The organism is Acinetobacter sp. CIP 51.11, assembly GCF_000369665.1.
GTDB lineage: Bacteria > Pseudomonadota > Gammaproteobacteria > Pseudomonadales > Moraxellaceae > Acinetobacter > Acinetobacter lwoffii_S.
In genome coordinates, this window is the sequence record NZ_KB850129.1 from 2,069,564 (window position 1) to 2,086,183 (window position 16,620).

The following is a 16,620-nucleotide window of genomic DNA, read 5'->3' on the forward strand; positions in this document are numbered from 1 at the left end:
AACAAAACTTTACCCTATTAAAAATAGTATCCAATTACTTTACAAAACCCACACGAATAGAGATAAATGGCATAAAAAAACAGATAACTGCAAAAAATTAGTTATCTGTTTTTTTAAAATTATAAATCAGGTGATAAATACGTCACATTTTAAGCTTGAGTAACTGGAATACGTAATTCTTTTGGCAGGCTAAAAGTTATATTTTCTTCACGACCATTTAGTTCTTGAGGTACATCTGCGCCCCAATCTTGTAAACGCTGAATGACCTGTTTAATTAGAATTTCAGGTGCAGATGCGCCTGCTGTTACCCCAATCTGGGCATTTCCTGTAAACCATTCCTGCTTAAGCTCATCAGCATTATCAACTAGGTAAGCTGCTTTCCCCATACGTTCCGCCAGCTCACGTAGGCGGTTTGAATTTGAAGAGTTTGGAGAACCTACCACAAGTACGACATCACAACGTTCAGCCAGATCACGCACTGCATCCTGACGGTTTTGCGTAGCGTAGCAAATATCATCTTTACGTGGACCTTGAATCAGTGGAAATTTTTGGCGAAGGGCATCAATCACTTTCGCTGTATCGTCAATTGATAAAGTCGTTTGCGTGACAAAAGCGACTTTTTCAGGATTGCGCACCGTTAAAGCGGCAACATCTTCTTCATCTTCAACCAGATAAATCTCACCACCATTTTTTTTGTCATATTGCCCCATGGTGCCTTCAACTTCCGGATGCCCTTCATGACCAATCAGGATCGCTTCCACACCTTCACGGGCATATTTGGTCACTTCAATGTGCACCTTAGTCACCAAGGGACAAGTCGCATCAAAAACTTTCAAACCACGATGTTCAGCTTCTTGTTGTACCGCTTTAGAAACACCATGTGCGCTAAAAATCACGATATTATCGTCAGGAACTTCGTCGAGCTCATCGACAAAAATCGCACCGCGCTGACGCAAGTCATCGACCACAAATTTGTTATGCACCACTTCATGCCGCACATAAATTGGTGGGTTAAAGCATTCTAGGGCACGGTTCACGATCGCAATGGCACGATCTACACCAGCACAAAAACCACGCGGATTGGCTAAAACAATTTCCATAGAATCCTCAATACTCACACCATTTTTAGCGGTTCAATTGAAATAAATGTAAACAATCGACTGACAACTATTTAGTTTAAAGCCGCTCTACTCTAAAATAGAGAAGATATTTTATCATATCAGGAAAAATATCATGTCGGGTCTATTGTTTGTCGTTTCTGCAGCGTCTGGAACAGGCAAAACATCCCTTGTTAAAGCCCTACTTGAGCGTGTCAACAATCTTCACGTTTCTGTGTCACACACTACACGCGGTCAACGACCTGGCGAACTCGATGGCGTACACTATCATTTCTCCAACAAAGACGATTTTTTAAATCTGGTCAATGAAGGTGGTTTTATCGAATATGCCGAAGTATTTGGTAATTACTACGGTACTGCGCAAGCCACAGTCAAAGAGCAACTGGCCAAAGGTCATGATGTGCTACTGGAAATTGACTGGCAAGGTGCGCAACAGGTTCGTCGACTTTTTCCTGAATCTAAACAAATTTTTATCTTACCACCAAGCCAGTTCGACTTGCGTGAACGCCTGTCTAACCGTGGTACTGACGCAGTTGATGTGATTGAGCATCGTCTGAGCTGCGCGGTAGAAGATATGCAACAATATAGCAACTTTGACTATATCATTATTAATGACGACTTTAATAAAGCACTGCATGACCTTGAAGCGGTGATTATCGCCAATCGTTTGGTCTTGTCTCAGCAAGCCAACCGTCATGAAAAACTAATTCAGAAACTGATAACGCCGACTGAGCAGTGATTAAAACTTGAGTCTATAGACAAAGCCTTTTATACTGTGCAGTCTGTTAAAATTTATTATTCAAACGAGAATTCTTATGGCACGCGTCACCGTTGAAGATTGTTTAGACCATGTAGACAACCGCTTTGAGCTTGTACTAGTGGCAAGCAAGCGCGCGCGTCAATTGGCACGTCAAGGTATTGAACCAACTGTAGAATGGGACAATGACAAACCGACTGTTGTTGCTTTACGTGAAATCGCTTCAGGTCATGTATCAAAAGACATTTTGAAACAACGTGATCAAGACTATCAAACATCAAGCTTGGATCTTGCACTTTCTGCAAATAATCTAAACTTAGACGGTTTTTCTTTCCAATAAGAGATCGTCACTCAAAAAGCCTAGTTCTAAACTAGGCTTTTTTTGTTATGTGACTTTTATATTTATGCCAGAACGGTTATAACATAAGGGTTAGCTATCAAGTTTGTATTGGTTTTCTGCTCACTAGCAGCAAAAAACCATCAAACCAGGAAATTCACATTTCTAAAGCGCTTTCACGTTTTATTTGTAAAAAATTCAGTTGAAAAGGTGTTTTATGCCAGGCCCACAGGTCAGTCAAGCCAAGCAGCAGTTAGAGATCATTATCGATGCGTATTTAAGTGAAAGCGATGTCGAACGTGTGCTTGCGGCCTGTGATTATGCAGATATGGCGCATGATGGGATTGTGCGCAAAAGTGGTGAACCTTATATTCTGCATCCGATTGCAGTCAGCTGTATTCTGGCGCATATGCGTCTTGACCCTGAAACGCTGATGGCTGCCTTGCTGCATGATGTGATTGAAGACACCGACTTTAACAAAGATGATATTACTGAGACTTTTGGTTTTACTGTGGCCGAGCTGGTCGATGGCGTGACCAAACTGAGTCATTCTAGCGATAAAGAATATAATAAAGCCGCTTCATTTCGGAAAATTCTGCAAGCGACTCTACAAGATCCACGTGTCATTATTGTGAAACTGGCCGACCGTTATCACAACATGACCACTTTGGACGCACTGCGCCCTGATAAACGCGCGCGTATTGCCCGCGAAACCTTTGAAATTTTTGTTCCAATGGCACGTATTGTCGGCATGAATGAAATGGCCGATAACCTGGAACATCTGTGCTATCAGAATCTAGATCTGGACATGTATAACAATGTGCAGGCCGCTCTACTAGAAACCAAGCCCAAACGCTGTGAATATCAGGCCAAATGGGAAAAGAACCTGACCGAACTGCTGCAACAGAATGCCATTCAGGGTCGGATTAAAAAGAAGAATAATAATATTGAGCTACTGCGCCACTTCGTTAAAAATGACATCGACCTGCAAGAATTAACTCATAGTCATGCTTTTGAAATTATTTTACAGAGTATCGCTGACTGTGACCGACTGGCAGAAATTCTGACGCAAAGTTTTAAAATCCAGAGTTATGAAGATCATATCCGTCGCCCACTACCGGGAGGCAACCAGTCCTTGATGATGCGTCTGAAAGGCGAAAAGACCACTTTGTCTTTGACCATTCAAACCGAACTCATGCGTAAAGCAGCACGTTTTGGCGTTGTGCTCGGTGAAAGTGCCCCGCAGGCCTGCCGCTCTGCGATTCAGGCCTCGATGCAGAATCTGAATGTTCTGGTCGATGGTGAATGCGCCAAAACTACTTTCAGTGAATTACTGGACTATCTGCACCAAGAAAAAATCTGGGTCTATACTCCGCACGGTCATTTACATGAATTGCCGCAAGGCGCCACGGCGGTTGACTTTGCTTATGCGGCGAGTTTATTCCTGGGCAACCATGCGGTGGGTGCAAAAATTAATAATGAAACCAAGCCGCTTTCAACGCCTTTAGTGAGTGGTCAGGTGGTCGAAATTATTACCGATGTCCTCGCCACCCCGAATCCGGATTGGCTCAGTTTTATTAATACCCAGAAAGCCCGTCGTGCTATTCAGAATATTTTGCGCGATCAGGATCCAGACGAGCAACGTCTGGTCGGGCAACAGGCTCTCAATCGTGCACTGAAACTCTTCCATCGTTCCATTCGTGATCTGACGGAAGCAGACTGGAAAAATCTTTTGGAATGGCGCCATGTTTCCAGCAAGGAACAGCTATTTGAACAGATTGCAGTCGGTGATTTATTACCGCAACTGGTGGCCAACCATTTATTTGCCCAAGATCAGCATCAGAATATTGCCAGCTCAGACCGTCTGATTCAGGGAACGGAAGGTGTCGATGTCAAATATGCACATTGCTGCAATCCTGTTTTGGGTGATCCAATTCAGGGTCATTTGACCCGTCGCGGTCTAATTGTGCATCGTGCACGCTGTCACAACCTGTTGCACGAACAGCATCAGCATCCAGAAAATATCATGTTGTTACAGTGGACCTCGGATGATCTGGAAGATATCAGCTTTACTGCCTACCTCAGCATTGACCTGGACATGAATGATGAGCAGATTTCCGACCTGATTTACCAATGCCGTAAAGCACATTCCGGGGTGGAAATGGTGCGTACTCAGGATGACAAAACTTATGTCAATATCGTGGTGCATAACCGTAAACAGATTGCACAGATTATCCGGGATTTACGCATGTATTTCGGTTTCCCACGAATTATCCGTCTGGCTCAGCCCGTCGTTTTCAGTGAAGCCTCTAAAGCGAGCTGATCATTTAAAACGATAGTGCTTTGATCAGCCGAATTGATCGAATATGATGTATGTCGATGATAAAAGGAGAAATTAATGTCCCGCCAAGTAATCCATACTGAAAATGCCCCTGCTGCGATTGGTACTTATTCGCAAGCCATTTTAGTGGGTGATACCTTATATCTATCAGGTCAAATTGGCCTGGATCCTTATAGTATGGAACTGGTTGAAGGCATTGAAGCTCAAATTCGCCGGGTGTTTGATAACTTAAAAGCAGTCTGTGAAGCCGCTGGTGGCTCTTTGGCAGATATTGCCAAACTGAATATTTTCCTGACCGACTTATCTCACTTTCAACTGGTCAATCAAATTATGGGTGAGTATTTTGCCCAGCCCTATCCAGCACGTGCCGCTTTAGGTGTCGCCAGCCTGCCTAAAGATGCTTTGGTTGAAATGGATGGTATTGTCATTATTAATTAATAATTTATAAAAATTACTCAATCCCCACCCTGCATATCTCATTCTAAATTACGATTCACTTTTGTGTGGAAATCCGAGCTGTACTTGGATTTCCGCTCAGGTGGTGATTTTTTATCTAAATCATCAATCATGATAAAAGCTATTTCAAATGATTTTTATTGACAAACGATAACAATTATCAATAATATTACTTATCTTATTTAATCACTGTGGTTGTGTCCTATGTACGTTTGTCTATGCCGTGGCATTACAGATCAAGACATTAAAGATGCTATTGCAAATGGCGCTGAAAGTTATCGTGATGTCCGCGATATGTTGGACTTGGGAACTTGCTGTGGCCGTTGTGCACCAGAAGCCCGTATGATCATCAGTGATGAAGTTTCACAAATTGCAGCACGCCTGGCTGTTGCAGCATAAATTCAAAATATTTCTCCTTATAAGCATAATGAAAAACAATGATCTTTGATCATTACCCCTCCCCCGCCTTTGACTCTGGCGGGTTTTTATTGCCACTCATCCGAGTCTGGATCGATTCTATGTCGATTTTCATTTGCTGTTCCATAAATTACTCGCCATTTGCCCCTGACTTGCTTTACTATCAGGATTAGAGCGCTTTCTTAGAAAGATAAAACAGGTCCAAATGGAGTCATGCGATGAAAGGCAATCGTGATGTGATTAATCAGCTCAATCAGGTGTTGTATCACCACTTAACTGCCATTAACCAGTATTTCCTGCATTCGCGCATGTTTAATGACTGGGGCATTGAGAAACTGGGCTCGGCAGAATATAAAGAATCCATTGTTCAGATGAAACATGCCGATAAAATTATTGAACGTATTTTATTTTTGGAAGGTCTGCCAAATTTACAGAATCTGGGCAAACTGTATATCGGTCAGCATACTCAAGAAGTACTGCATTGTGATGTGCGTAAAGTTAAAGAAAATATTGAAGTCATCCAGAAAGCAGTCGCGCTGGCTGAAACCCAAATGGATTATGTAACACGTGATCTGGTTCAGGAAATTCTAGAGAAAGAAGAAAATTATCTGGACTGGACCACCACGCAAATCGATCTGATTGAAAGTGTGGGTATCGAAAACTATATTCAAAGTCAGCTCTAAGATTCAATTCACAATAAAAGAAGCCAGCATCTGCTGGCTTTTTTGTACTTATTAGCGTGGCATATCTCGCGTCACTTCGGCATAGCCCAGTTCAGTTTTCTGAATCGTATTTAAACGCTGAAGTTGATGCTGTGCTTCATCTACATAGCCGTTATAAGCCAATAAACGAATATATTTTAAAAAGTTGTATTTGGTTGGATAGCTTACCACCAGCTTTTCATATTGATGAATTTCATCTTCGCTCATCTTGCGATAAGGATTGACCCGAATCCAAGCTATCCGGTGATTAAACTCAGTCAGCAGATAAATCGGCTTTTCATTAGTGATCTTTTCTAGCTGCATTTCATAGCGAATACTTTGTCCTAGTTTTGGCACCGCAACATCATAATCCCGGTAAATCACGAGCAATAAGATCACTCCAAGGCTAAAAGTCAGTTTCATCCATATCGAAGGCAAGGTAATCGTTTTAATTTTTGGATTTTGTGCCAAGACCGTCCCCAGAATAAAACCGACTGGTAGCAGAAAATAGGCATAATGCTGTGGAAACTCAAACATGGCATGTGTCACAAAAGCCCCGATCATCAAGATTCCAATGACAGATTCTGGCGTATTGACCCAGCGCTGTAACTGAAAGCCTAAATAACCAAAATATGCCAAGAAAGGCAGACCGATGATCAGTCCATTCCAGATCAGGAAATCAATAATAAAATTATGCGCACTACGGATCCACACCGGGCCTTGTACAGTATCGCTAACTGAAACGAACGCTGCGCTAGTTTGATACCAACCATAGCCAAACCAAGGTTGTGCCTGAATCGCTGCCAGCATTTGCTGCCAGATCGCAATACGCGACATATCTCCGGTAGCACGAGATACCACATCCCTGCTTTGTACGACGTCCGTATTCATCGCTTGTGCAGCGAGCTGACTGAGTAATGGAAAAGCCACAATGCAGAAAATAAAGAAAATGAACCAAGCAATGCTGTAATACCATTTCAGTCGAATAACGCTTTTATATTGATAAAAACCTAGATACAGGATAATCGCGATCGCGGCTACCCAGGCCGTACGTGACTGACTTAAAGCAACCCCCATAACAATTAATGCAGCGCAGGCAAATAGCCACTTGGTCTGAATTTTTTTCTTTTCATATAAGTAAAGGCAGCTCATCAATGCCATGACTAAAAAAGTTGCCATATTATTGGGCTGCGCGAAATTAGCATAGGGCCGCTGATTGCCACTGATATTCACCATACCCGGCAAAGTCGCGTCCAAGTTAGTCCATTGGCATATCGTAATAATTCCTGTCAGCGTACCTGAAGCTAGAAACACATAACTTAAATGGGCAAAAGTTTCTTCCCTTTTATAATTTCCTATAGAAAAGTTATAACCCAGCACGCTTGAGAGCCAAAAGCTAAAGACAAAGATAAAGCCCATCATGGCAGTACTAAAGAAAAAGACCTGCTCCATAAGAAATTGAATCAGCGGGACACAGGCAAGCACTAATAATGGCAAACCAACTACTGGTATTCTTAATTTTTCTTTTAAGCCAATTGCAGCTAATGCAAATAGAGCAAAAAAAGCATATAGCTCACCTGTATAGGTGACCCAAGGGCGATAGTGCACAGGCATAAGCCATGCAAGTGAAATCAGAATTGCTGCGATAAGGGCAAGCGTGAATTTCATGGAAATATCAGGCGATAAAAGTTTGGCACATGATAAACAAAAAGCAGATTAAAGGGTAATCTGCTTTTTTAAATGCTACATAAAAGAAATTAGTTCCATGGACGGAGGTCGACGATTTTGATGACTTCAGCTTTTTCTTTATTAATTAACACAACCATATCTCTAGCATGAGCTTTAAGTGGGTAATAAGCATTTGCATTCGGATAATTTACTAAGATTTTATCTACTAATGAAGACTCATTATAGCTTTTAAGATCTTTTATTGACTTCCAGCGTGCTTTGTTAATCATTTTAATGGAATTAAAATTCACATATAATTCAGGTCTTTGTGAAAGTGAAATTCCTGTAAAAACCTCGAAAAACATATCATCATTGCGCTTACTTAGATCCTTTGCAAACTCTAGGGTTGCAAATTTTGGATGAAGCATTGACTCCTTTTGAAATTCTGGTAAAGCTTGCTTAATATTTTTTTTAATCAGATCATTTTTTCTAATAAGCTCAAAGCGATCAACGCTATATACAATCCAAACTGGGCGTCCTTGCTCTAAACTATAAACACCATAAATAAAAGCTAAAATTTGAATAGAAATGATTACCGTTAAATCTAATTTGAGAGTCTTTTTTCCGACTTTATAAACGATAAAACCAAGTACTGGGCCCAGTATAACGTCTATTATTAGAAGCATCCAAAATATATCTGTCACCCCCACAGCAGATGCCAATGGTGTGGGATACCATACAAAAAAAACTATTCCCACAACAATTAAAGCAATTAATAGTGAGCAAGAAAGATGTTTTAAAAAAAACTTAAGTCTAGGATTCATTTTATTGATAACCACTAAATTATTGACAGCTCATAGGTAAATATTTTAATGGAATACCAGTGCCATCTGCCTTAGTTTGACACTTCCACCTACTTACGACCTTATAGATAAAGATAACAAAGTCTTGCGCTTGTGATAAAACTTGCATCATTGCATCACTATAAGAATTAGCTCAGTATAAACTTGCCGACCTAAATTCCTATATGGTTTGTTCTTCTATCAAAATTTCACCGTTCATAACAGTAGAGAGAATTGCAACTAAATGAGATTTACCACCTGCTAAAGTATCACAACTGAATTCTTTACATGTTGTTGGCAAATGAGCAAGACCTAATTGTGAGGCTTCTGTGACTGCTATTTTAAAGATAGTTGCACCCATTAATAGCTCAATTATTTTAGAACATATGATATAAGTTTGGTAAGTAGGAAATGCAATAGAGGATAAAATACCTAAACTAATCACTAAGTTGTCATTAAAAAGTAAACATGTATTCTTTTCCGAATTGGTTTGATACTTTCTCCACCCATTGCTCTATTTTGTCAGCTGTCATGACTTGAAAATCTCGCCAATAATATTTCATCTGCTTCCATACTATCTCGATTCGATTTAACTCAGGGCTATAAGCTGGAATAAAATACAGATTCGTCGAAAAGTTAGTTTTAAGTAGCTCTCTGTAATCAGCCATCTTTTTACTTCTATGAATCGAGGCATTATCAACAATAAGAACCAATGGAAGGTTATACATCTGTTTTACTTGTTGAGCTATTCCAGTTAAATAGGCATAAAACCAAGTGCTTTTCACTGACTCTTGTAAACAGCTTGTCACCAGTTTCCCCGTTGAAAGCAAACACCCCATGACATTAACTCGTTTTAATCTTATTGCATCAACCGCATGAACATCACCTATCTTTGTCCACGCATAGCGGTTATCAGGTGTAGATGAAAATCCTGTTTCATCAACATAACCTAATATAATTTCACCACGTGCCGCTTGCTCTCGTAATTCTTCAATCTGCTGTGTTGCTTGTTCAAATGCAATCGGATCTCTTTTTTTTCAAGCTATGACGGGTACGCTTGAAGACCATACCTGAATCACGTAAAAACTTACGAATGGTTTCAACAGACACGGACACTTCGTATTCTTCATGTAGTTTGACTCGGATTTGTTCTGCATTGAGTGGACTTGTATTGACCCAATCTAGGATTTTCGCCTGATAGTCTGAGATCAATGTATTGGGTCGACCTGAGCGATGGCCTTCTTTAATCGATTCAAACTCATACAATTCCCAACGTCGGCGTTGTAGCCTTATGGTTTCTGGGATACGTTCTTGTAGAGTGGCAACTTCCGCAACACTTTTACCTTCGGAAAGCCAGAGAATAGTTTGGGCACGTTGCCTTTCACGCCAATGTTTTGCATGCTTGACCAGAAAAATGAGTCGTTCTCGCTGTTCTAAACTAAGTGGTACAGAAACAATTCTAGGCATGTGTGAACATCTGTTAACTAAAAAAACCTTTTCGCATCATTAGTTATTTTTGTCAACTTACAATCATTAATTCAATTAATGTAAACCTATTCTCCATAACTTTACCTACCTTGTTAAACTTATAAGAAAGATAAGCTAGAATAGTACCAATAAAAATAAATCATAAAATCAATAACTTTAAAAATAAAGTGCAAAAAAATTTCATTGCTTTGTATTAATTGTGAGTTATATCAAATTTAAGATCACTTATTTTTAATTTAGAATGATAAAATGCATTATATTTATTGATTACAAACTGTGCCTCATCAACTCTGTTGTTTAAGATCAAAAGTTTAGCATAATGAATTAGTACTGCTTTTCCTGGCTTCTTAAAAGCGACCTGCTTTGCTCTTTGTAGTTCAAAATCTGACATACCGGATTGTAAAGGGTATCGAACGAACCAAATATAATCATTGATGCTGGTTAGCATCAAATATTGTTGCTCTTCCTGTCCAGGCTCTCTATCTTTTAGCTGAACATTTTCATATCGCATCGCTTGATACTCTGGATCAATTTTTAAATATTCATAAGCTGTTAGAAAGAGTACACCAGTCAAAGCTATATTTAGAATACTAGATAAAATTTTTGATTTTTTTAGAGTGATATGATTGCAATAATAATTACCATAAACTAACCCTGTTAAAAAAGCTAAAGGAATTAAAAAATAGGAATAAGCAAATGGATATTCCAACATACTATGCAATACGATTATCCCAATAATTGCCAATAATATTAAATCATTTTTTTGATCTATTTTTATAGATAAATTTATATAAAAATACCCCATTATACCCACCAAAATTACACCAATTAATACCCCATTCCAGATGAGTAAATCTAAAACAAAATTGTGACTATATCCAAAAATAGGATGATTTAAATTTATATTTTCAACACTCATTTGAGCAATATTTAATTGATTCCAACCATACCCCAAGAAAGGCTGCTGCTGAATAATATCTAATAATTGAGACCACATATTTAGACGCTCCATACCGCTAGTTACACGTCTATTTAAGTCAACCTCATAGAGCAAACCTAATTTTTCCGACAAATAAGGAATGAGTAATAAATAAATAAAAAAGACTCCACTCCAAATAAAAATACTTAAAGTTTTTAAATAGAATTCATCTTTTATAGTACGTTTTTTAAATAAATAGAAAACAATGAAAACAATGCAGAAAACCCATGCTGTTCTAGAAAAATTTAACGCTAGACCAAAAAGAACAAATATTGCAGCCAAGCTGGCAGAAAACTTATTTATTTTATTATTTTCATAGAAATAAAATACTGAAAATAGTCCAATTATAAGCAATGTACTTAATAAATTAGGTTGAGCCACATTTGCAAATGGTCTTGCATTTGGTGCCAAATCAACGATCCAGATGTTTCCATCTAAAAGTAACCATTGATTGAGTTGTAAGCCTACAGAAACTATAGATGAAAATAAAAATGATATAAGAAAAAAAATTAATATTTTTGTTCTATTTTCATGTTTTAATTTAGATATACTATAACCCCCAATCAATGCAATTAAGAAGAATCCTATATACATTGAGGTTAGCAAAGCATCACCTAAATTATGAATAATTCCTAAAAAAAACTGAATTATAGGGATTAGGAAAATTAAAAGGATGCCATATGCAATTTTTGGTACGTAAATTTTATTTTTTAAAATAAGTAGAAAAATAAAAAGTAATGCTACAAGAAACATACAAAGCTCTTGATAAGCAGATAACCAAGGCAAATAATGATTCGGTAATAACCAAGCTAAAATTAATAGGGAAAATATTATAATATTGATTATCAACATAAGATTTCAACTAATTTATTTTAAATATAAAAAATAGGAGGCAAGCCTCCTATTTTTTAAGTTCTAAATATTAACGGCAAGATGCTGGTAAATATTTATCTTCAATACCATTAGTTACAGAACCACTTTTACCTACGCAAGTCCAAGCTTTAACTGGTTTAAGTGTACCACCTGTACCACGAGAAAAGTCAGACGCAATCATTGCTACTGTAGCATTAGGATCAGAGAATGGACGGAATTCTACAATGTTATCATTTCCTAATTGGCTAATATTACGTGCTGTTACACTAATTACACCAGCTGCAGTAGTTGAAATTTTTTCTACATATTGTGAAAGCGGGCTAGTATCACTACCACCTTCCCCACAACCAAACTGGTCTGCATCCGTACGAGCAGTCGAAAAACCTGTTTGTGATGCTTCAGAAACTGCAGTACGACAAGTTGATGCAGCCAATACTACTTCAGACACTTTTGCACGTGCTGTATAGTCTTGATAAGCAGGAAGTGCAACAGCAGCCAAAATACCGATAATTGCTACAACAATCATTAATTCAATAAGGGTAAAACCCTTTTGTACTGTATTCATAACATTCTCCACAAATGTTTTTTGTTTATTTATAAGCCTAAAGAAAAGCTCATTTAGCTTAATTTTATATTTAGCACTAAGTGTGCCAATTTTTATTATAATATTTTTAATAAAAAAAACAGTAGTTTAAAAAAATATTTTTATTTTTGTAATTTTTGTGTTTTCTTTTGTGTAACTAACTGACAAATTTTGTCAGTTAGTTGACTAAAATCACCCCAGAATAATCGGTTTATTCCCTAATTCATTTTCTAAATCATCTATTTTACGATCATAGTACTGATCCAGAACCTGTCCTATCTGCTTTACGCCCTCAATTACCCCTTCTTTAAACTTCTGCCGGACTAAATGCTGAATAATATTTTGGCAGATTTCATCCCAGACTTGCTGGGTCGTTGCATTTTTAATTCCACGATCAATCACAATTTCAACCTTGTGCTCGCAGAGGTTCAAATACAGCAGTACTCCACTATTATATTCGGTATCCCAAACGCCAATTTCAGCAAATAACTGTCGGGCCCGACATAAAGTATCTTGATAATAGGCGGATCGTGAAGGTAGACAGCCTTCGATCACCACCTGAATTTCCCCTACATGCTCATGCTCAGCTTCTTCGACCGCAACTGCAATCGCATGCTGATCCTGCTTGGAAAAAAAGCGCTTGGTTGCCGGCATATAAAAGAAATGCTTGAGCCAGCGTTTAAAGCTTGGCTGTGTATGTTCTTCCAGTTTGGGCTGCGTGACTATATCTGTTGTATCTGTAGTTGTTACCATGAGCCTGATGCTCCTCCCCCGCCAAAACCTCCCCCGCCCCCGCCGAAGCCGCCGCCACCAAAACCACCACGGCCACTACCGCCGCCTCGGCCGCCACCGGCCAAGAAGGCATGTAAAATCAGCTGGGCTATAGAGGTAATCAATAAAAAGAAAATACCTGCACCAATCATCAAACTTGCAAGCAAACCCATGCCATTTACTAGACCGGCAGCCGTTCCTGCAACTGCGGCAGTCGCAGCGCTCAGTTTTCTGCCGAAAATCATGGAACCTATGACACCTGCGACAATAATAAACAGCACACTACTGAACGTCGCCTTGCTGGCTTTTTGTGCCTGATAAGCCTGTTCCTGACGCTCTTTCAGCTCCTCTGCCGCCTGTTCTGCAATTTCAGGATCCAGATTTAAAATCCCTTCTATTTCAGTCAGACCTGCAGCAATCCCTTGAGCATACTGGCCCTGTTTAAAAAATGGTGTAATTTTGTCATTGATAATTCGCCCTGCGACAATATCTGGAATAACGCCTTCCAAACCATAGCCAGTCAGGATCTGAATACGGCGTTCATTCATCGCAATGGTCATCAATAAGCCATTATCACGTTTAGCCGAACCCAATTGCCAGGCTTCAGCAACACGCATGGAATAATCAAAAATATCTTCTTGCCCCGTGGTCGGAACAATGACTACACCTATTTGCCCTTTGCCTTCATTATAAAGTTTTAGAATGCGCTGAGTGAGTTGCTGTTTTTCAGCGGGACTGAGTAAATTTGCCTGATCAATGACCGGTTCATTCAGGCTGGGCAAGTCGCGCTGAAGCTGCCCTTCCGCCATGTCATTGGCAATTTGTGGTTGTGATGCTGCAGTTTCTGTATTTTGAGTTTGAGTATTTTGATTATTATTTTTAGGCTGCAAGATTTCACGGGCTACGATGACTTCTTCAGTATCTGTAGCCGTCGCCGTTTCTGCTGAAACAAGTGTTGTCATTCCCATGCCCAACATAAGAATCAAACTAGCACAGTATTTCAGCAGTATTTCAGGCATCTGATCTCTCACTTATCTACAGATATTACTTATTCAAAGGAAACCGTTGGTGCTTTCTGTGCACTTTGCTCGGCGCTAAAGTTCGGTTTGGTGTCCATACCAATCACTTTGGCGGTCATGACTTGCGGGAACTGGCGCGCATAAGAGTTGAAGTCCTGTACTGTCGTAATATAACGGTTACGTGCCACTGCAATCCGGTTTTCAGTTCCTTCTAGCTGCACCTGTAAATCACGGAACTGCTGGTTCGCTTTCAAATCTGGATAATTCTCAGTGACGGCTAAAAGACGAGACAAGGCACTGGTCATCTGAGCCTGTGCTTCCTGATAGCGTTGGAATAGTTCAGGATCTTCTAGTACTTCACGATCTACTTTCAGGCCGGCAACATTGGCACGTGCTTGGGTCACTTCTGTTAAGACCTGCTCTTCATGCGAGGCATAGCCTTTGACCACATTGACCAGATTAGGCACCAAATCGGCACGGCGCTGATACTGGTTCTGGACTTCCGACCAGGCTGCCGTTACGGCTTCATCTTTGACTTGTAAGGTGTTATAGCCGCAACCACTCAGGGTCAAGGTACTGGCTAGCATTAAGGCGATAAGAGATTGTTTGAATACACGCATGATATCTTGTCCTCAATTCTTTATTAATATTTATATAATTAATTTGATTTTAAACAGTATTTTCTAAAGTTTTGTTACTTTTTATAATCTTTTTAATTATCCATATTTGAATTACAGACAATTAAAATTAAAAAACCCGCCGTAGCGGGTTGTTTGAATGGCTTCAGTGAATTTTCAACTGTTAAACATCCAGATAATCCAGGATACCTTCAGCTGCCTGACGACCTTCCCAGATTGCGGTTACCACCAGATCAGAACCACGAACCATATCACCACCAGCGAAGATTTTCGGATTTGAGGTCTGGAATTTGTATTGCTGCTGTTCAGCAGCAAGCACACGACCTGAACCATCCAGATTGATTTCCACATCGGTGAACCAGTCTGCTGGGCTGGTACGGAAACCGAAAGCAAGCAGGACTGCATCCGCTGGAAGAATTTCTTCTGAACCCGGAATCGGCTCTGGACTACGGCGACCACGACTGTCCGGCTCACCCAGCTGAGTAGTAATAAATTTTACACCGGTTACTTTACCATTTTCACCAACAACTTCGATCGGCTGACGGTTAAACTGGAATTCCACCCCTTCTTCACGCGCATTTTTTACTTCACGACGTGAACCCGGCATATTTTCTTCATCACGACGGTAAGCACATACAACAGACTCAGCACCCTGACGGATCGAAGTACGATTACAGTCCATCGCCGTATCACCACCGCCTAAAACGATGACTTTTTTGCCTTCAACACTGATGTATTCAGCCGGATCTTTTTCCCAGCCCTGACAACGATTGACATTCGCAATCAGGAAATCCAGTGCATCATACACACCATCCAGATCTTCACCGGCAAAACCACCTTTCATATAAGTATAGGTGCCCATGCCCATGAATACCGCATCATAATCTGCAAGTAACTGGTCGATGGTCACATCTGTACCAATCTCAGTATTCAGACGGAATTCCACCCCCATACCGGTGAAAATTTCACGGCGGCGTTTCATCACATCTTTTTCCATCTTGAATTCTGGAATACCGAAAGTCAGCAACCCCCCAATTTCTGGACGTTTATCAAAGACCACAGGTTTTACCCCGTTACGCACCAAAATATCCGCACAGCCAAGTCCTGCAGGACCTGCCCCGATAATCGCGACTTTTTTATTGGTCCATTGCACATTGGACATATCTGGACGCCAGCCCAAAGCAAAGGCGGTATCATTGATATATTTTTCAGCATTACCAATAGTCACCGCACCGAAACCGTCGTTCAGGGTACACGCCCCTTCACACAGACGGTCCTGCGGACAGACACGACCACAAACTTCCGGCAAAGTATTGGTCTGATGACACAGTTCAGCCGCCTGGAACAAACGGCCTTCAGACACCAGTTTTAACCAGTTTGGAATGTAGTTATGTACCGGACATTTCCACTCACAGTACGGGTTACCACAGCCTAGGCAGCGATGCGTCTGATTGGCTGCAATTTCCGCTGTATAAGGCTTATAAATTTCCACAAATTCTGCTTTGCGGACATCAATCTCTTTTTTCTCTGGATCTTGGCGTGCGACATCCAGGAATTGAAAGTCATTATTCAGGCGTTCTGCCATGTCTCTCTCCGTGGGGAGATGTAAGGGGTTCACAGTTGCCTTACATC

18 protein-coding genes are annotated in these 16,620 nt (G+C 40.1%); 6 read left to right on the top strand and 12 right to left on the bottom strand.

Annotated features, from left to right (window positions below):
- Positions 1-149: 149 nt before the first annotated feature.
- Positions 150-1,100 carry a 4-hydroxy-3-methylbut-2-enyl diphosphate reductase gene (gene ispH, locus F894_RS13650; protein ID WP_005248335.1) on the bottom strand — a complete coding sequence of 317 codons (951 nt, stop codon included), beginning with the start codon at positions 1,098-1,100 and terminating at the stop codon, positions 150-152.
- Positions 1,101-1,233: 133 nt separating this feature from the next.
- Here ispH and gmk point away from each other — a divergent pair, with 133 nt between their 5' ends.
- The 6 genes from gmk to bfr all read left to right on the top strand — a co-directional run bounded on the left by gmk (position 1,234) and on the right by bfr (position 6,109).
- Positions 1,234-1,857: a guanylate kinase gene (gene gmk, locus F894_RS13655; RefSeq protein WP_005248336.1), complete on the top strand. Its 624-nt coding sequence runs from the start codon at positions 1,234-1,236 to the stop codon at positions 1,855-1,857.
- Positions 1,858-1,933: 76 nt separating this feature from the next.
- Positions 1,934-2,215, top strand: coding sequence for a DNA-directed RNA polymerase subunit omega (gene rpoZ, locus F894_RS13660; protein WP_004281186.1), 282 nt, complete (start codon positions 1,934-1,936; stop codon positions 2,213-2,215).
- A 214-nt stretch (positions 2,216-2,429) separates the two neighbouring features.
- Complete coding sequence (locus F894_RS13665) at positions 2,430-4,535, top strand: RelA/SpoT family protein (protein WP_005248337.1); 2,106 nt, start codon at positions 2,430-2,432, stop codon at positions 4,533-4,535.
- Positions 4,536-4,610: 75 nt separating this feature from the next.
- A complete protein-coding gene (locus F894_RS13670) occupies positions 4,611-4,991 on the top strand; it encodes a RidA family protein (RefSeq protein ID WP_005248338.1) in 381 nt (126 codons plus the stop codon).
- A 222-nt stretch (positions 4,992-5,213) separates the two neighbouring features.
- Positions 5,214-5,408 carry a bacterioferritin-associated ferredoxin gene (locus tag F894_RS13675; RefSeq protein WP_004644972.1) on the top strand — a complete coding sequence of 65 codons (195 nt, stop codon included), beginning with the start codon at positions 5,214-5,216 and terminating at the stop codon, positions 5,406-5,408.
- Positions 5,409-5,644: 236 nt separating this feature from the next.
- The gene (gene bfr / locus F894_RS13680) at positions 5,645-6,109 is read left to right on the top strand and encodes a heteropolymeric bacterioferritin subunit Bfr (protein WP_005248339.1); all 465 of its coding nucleotides are present in this window, start codon (positions 5,645-5,647) and stop codon (positions 6,107-6,109) included.
- Between the two features lie 51 nt (positions 6,110-6,160).
- Here the strand turns inward: bfr and F894_RS13685 are convergent, their stop codons facing one another.
- From F894_RS13685 to F894_RS13735, 11 genes are all read right to left on the bottom strand, one after another.
- Positions 6,161-7,795, bottom strand: coding sequence for a PglL family O-oligosaccharyltransferase (locus F894_RS13685; protein ID WP_005248340.1), 1,635 nt, complete (start codon positions 7,793-7,795; stop codon positions 6,161-6,163).
- An 89-nt stretch (positions 7,796-7,884) separates the two neighbouring features.
- The gene (gene tfpZ / locus F894_RS13690; protein ID WP_005248342.1) at positions 7,885-8,619 is read right to left on the bottom strand and encodes a TfpX/TfpZ family type IV pilin accessory protein; all 735 of its coding nucleotides are present in this window, start codon (positions 8,617-8,619) and stop codon (positions 7,885-7,887) included.
- A 199-nt stretch (positions 8,620-8,818) separates the two neighbouring features.
- Entirely contained in the window at positions 8,819-9,082 is a 264-nt protein-coding gene (locus F894_RS13695; protein ID WP_155756646.1) for a hypothetical protein, read from the bottom strand.
- 10 nt (positions 9,083-9,092) lie between these two features.
- A complete protein-coding gene (locus tag F894_RS13700; protein WP_143115427.1) occupies positions 9,093-9,659 on the bottom strand; it encodes an IS630 family transposase in 567 nt (188 codons plus the stop codon).
- Entirely contained in the window at positions 9,649-10,104 is a 456-nt protein-coding gene (locus F894_RS13705) for a helix-turn-helix domain-containing protein (protein ID WP_004647755.1), read from the bottom strand. Before F894_RS13705 ends, F894_RS13700 begins: the two co-directional genes overlap by 11 nt.
- 214 nt (positions 10,105-10,318) lie before the next feature.
- Positions 10,319-11,956, bottom strand: coding sequence for a PglL family O-oligosaccharyltransferase (locus tag F894_RS13710; RefSeq protein WP_005248349.1), 1,638 nt, complete (start codon positions 11,954-11,956; stop codon positions 10,319-10,321).
- Between the two features lie 70 nt (positions 11,957-12,026).
- A complete protein-coding gene (locus F894_RS13715; RefSeq protein WP_005248352.1) occupies positions 12,027-12,542 on the bottom strand; it encodes a pilin in 516 nt (171 codons plus the stop codon).
- 210 nt (positions 12,543-12,752) lie between these two features.
- Positions 12,753-13,313 carry a TPM domain-containing protein gene (locus F894_RS13720; RefSeq protein ID WP_005248353.1) on the bottom strand — a complete coding sequence of 187 codons (561 nt, stop codon included), beginning with the start codon at positions 13,311-13,313 and terminating at the stop codon, positions 12,753-12,755.
- A complete protein-coding gene (locus F894_RS13725) occupies positions 13,307-14,350 on the bottom strand; it encodes a TPM domain-containing protein (RefSeq protein ID WP_005248355.1) in 1,044 nt (347 codons plus the stop codon). Before F894_RS13725 ends, F894_RS13720 begins: the two co-directional genes overlap by 7 nt.
- Before the next feature lie 29 nt (positions 14,351-14,379).
- Positions 14,380-14,970 carry a LemA family protein gene (locus F894_RS13730; protein ID WP_005108521.1) on the bottom strand — a complete coding sequence of 197 codons (591 nt, stop codon included), beginning with the start codon at positions 14,968-14,970 and terminating at the stop codon, positions 14,380-14,382.
- A 181-nt stretch (positions 14,971-15,151) separates the two neighbouring features.
- Positions 15,152-16,573, bottom strand: a complete 1,422-nt coding sequence (locus tag F894_RS13735; protein WP_005248357.1) for an FAD-dependent oxidoreductase — start codon at positions 16,571-16,573, stop codon at positions 15,152-15,154.
- Positions 16,574-16,620: the final 47 nt, after the last annotated feature.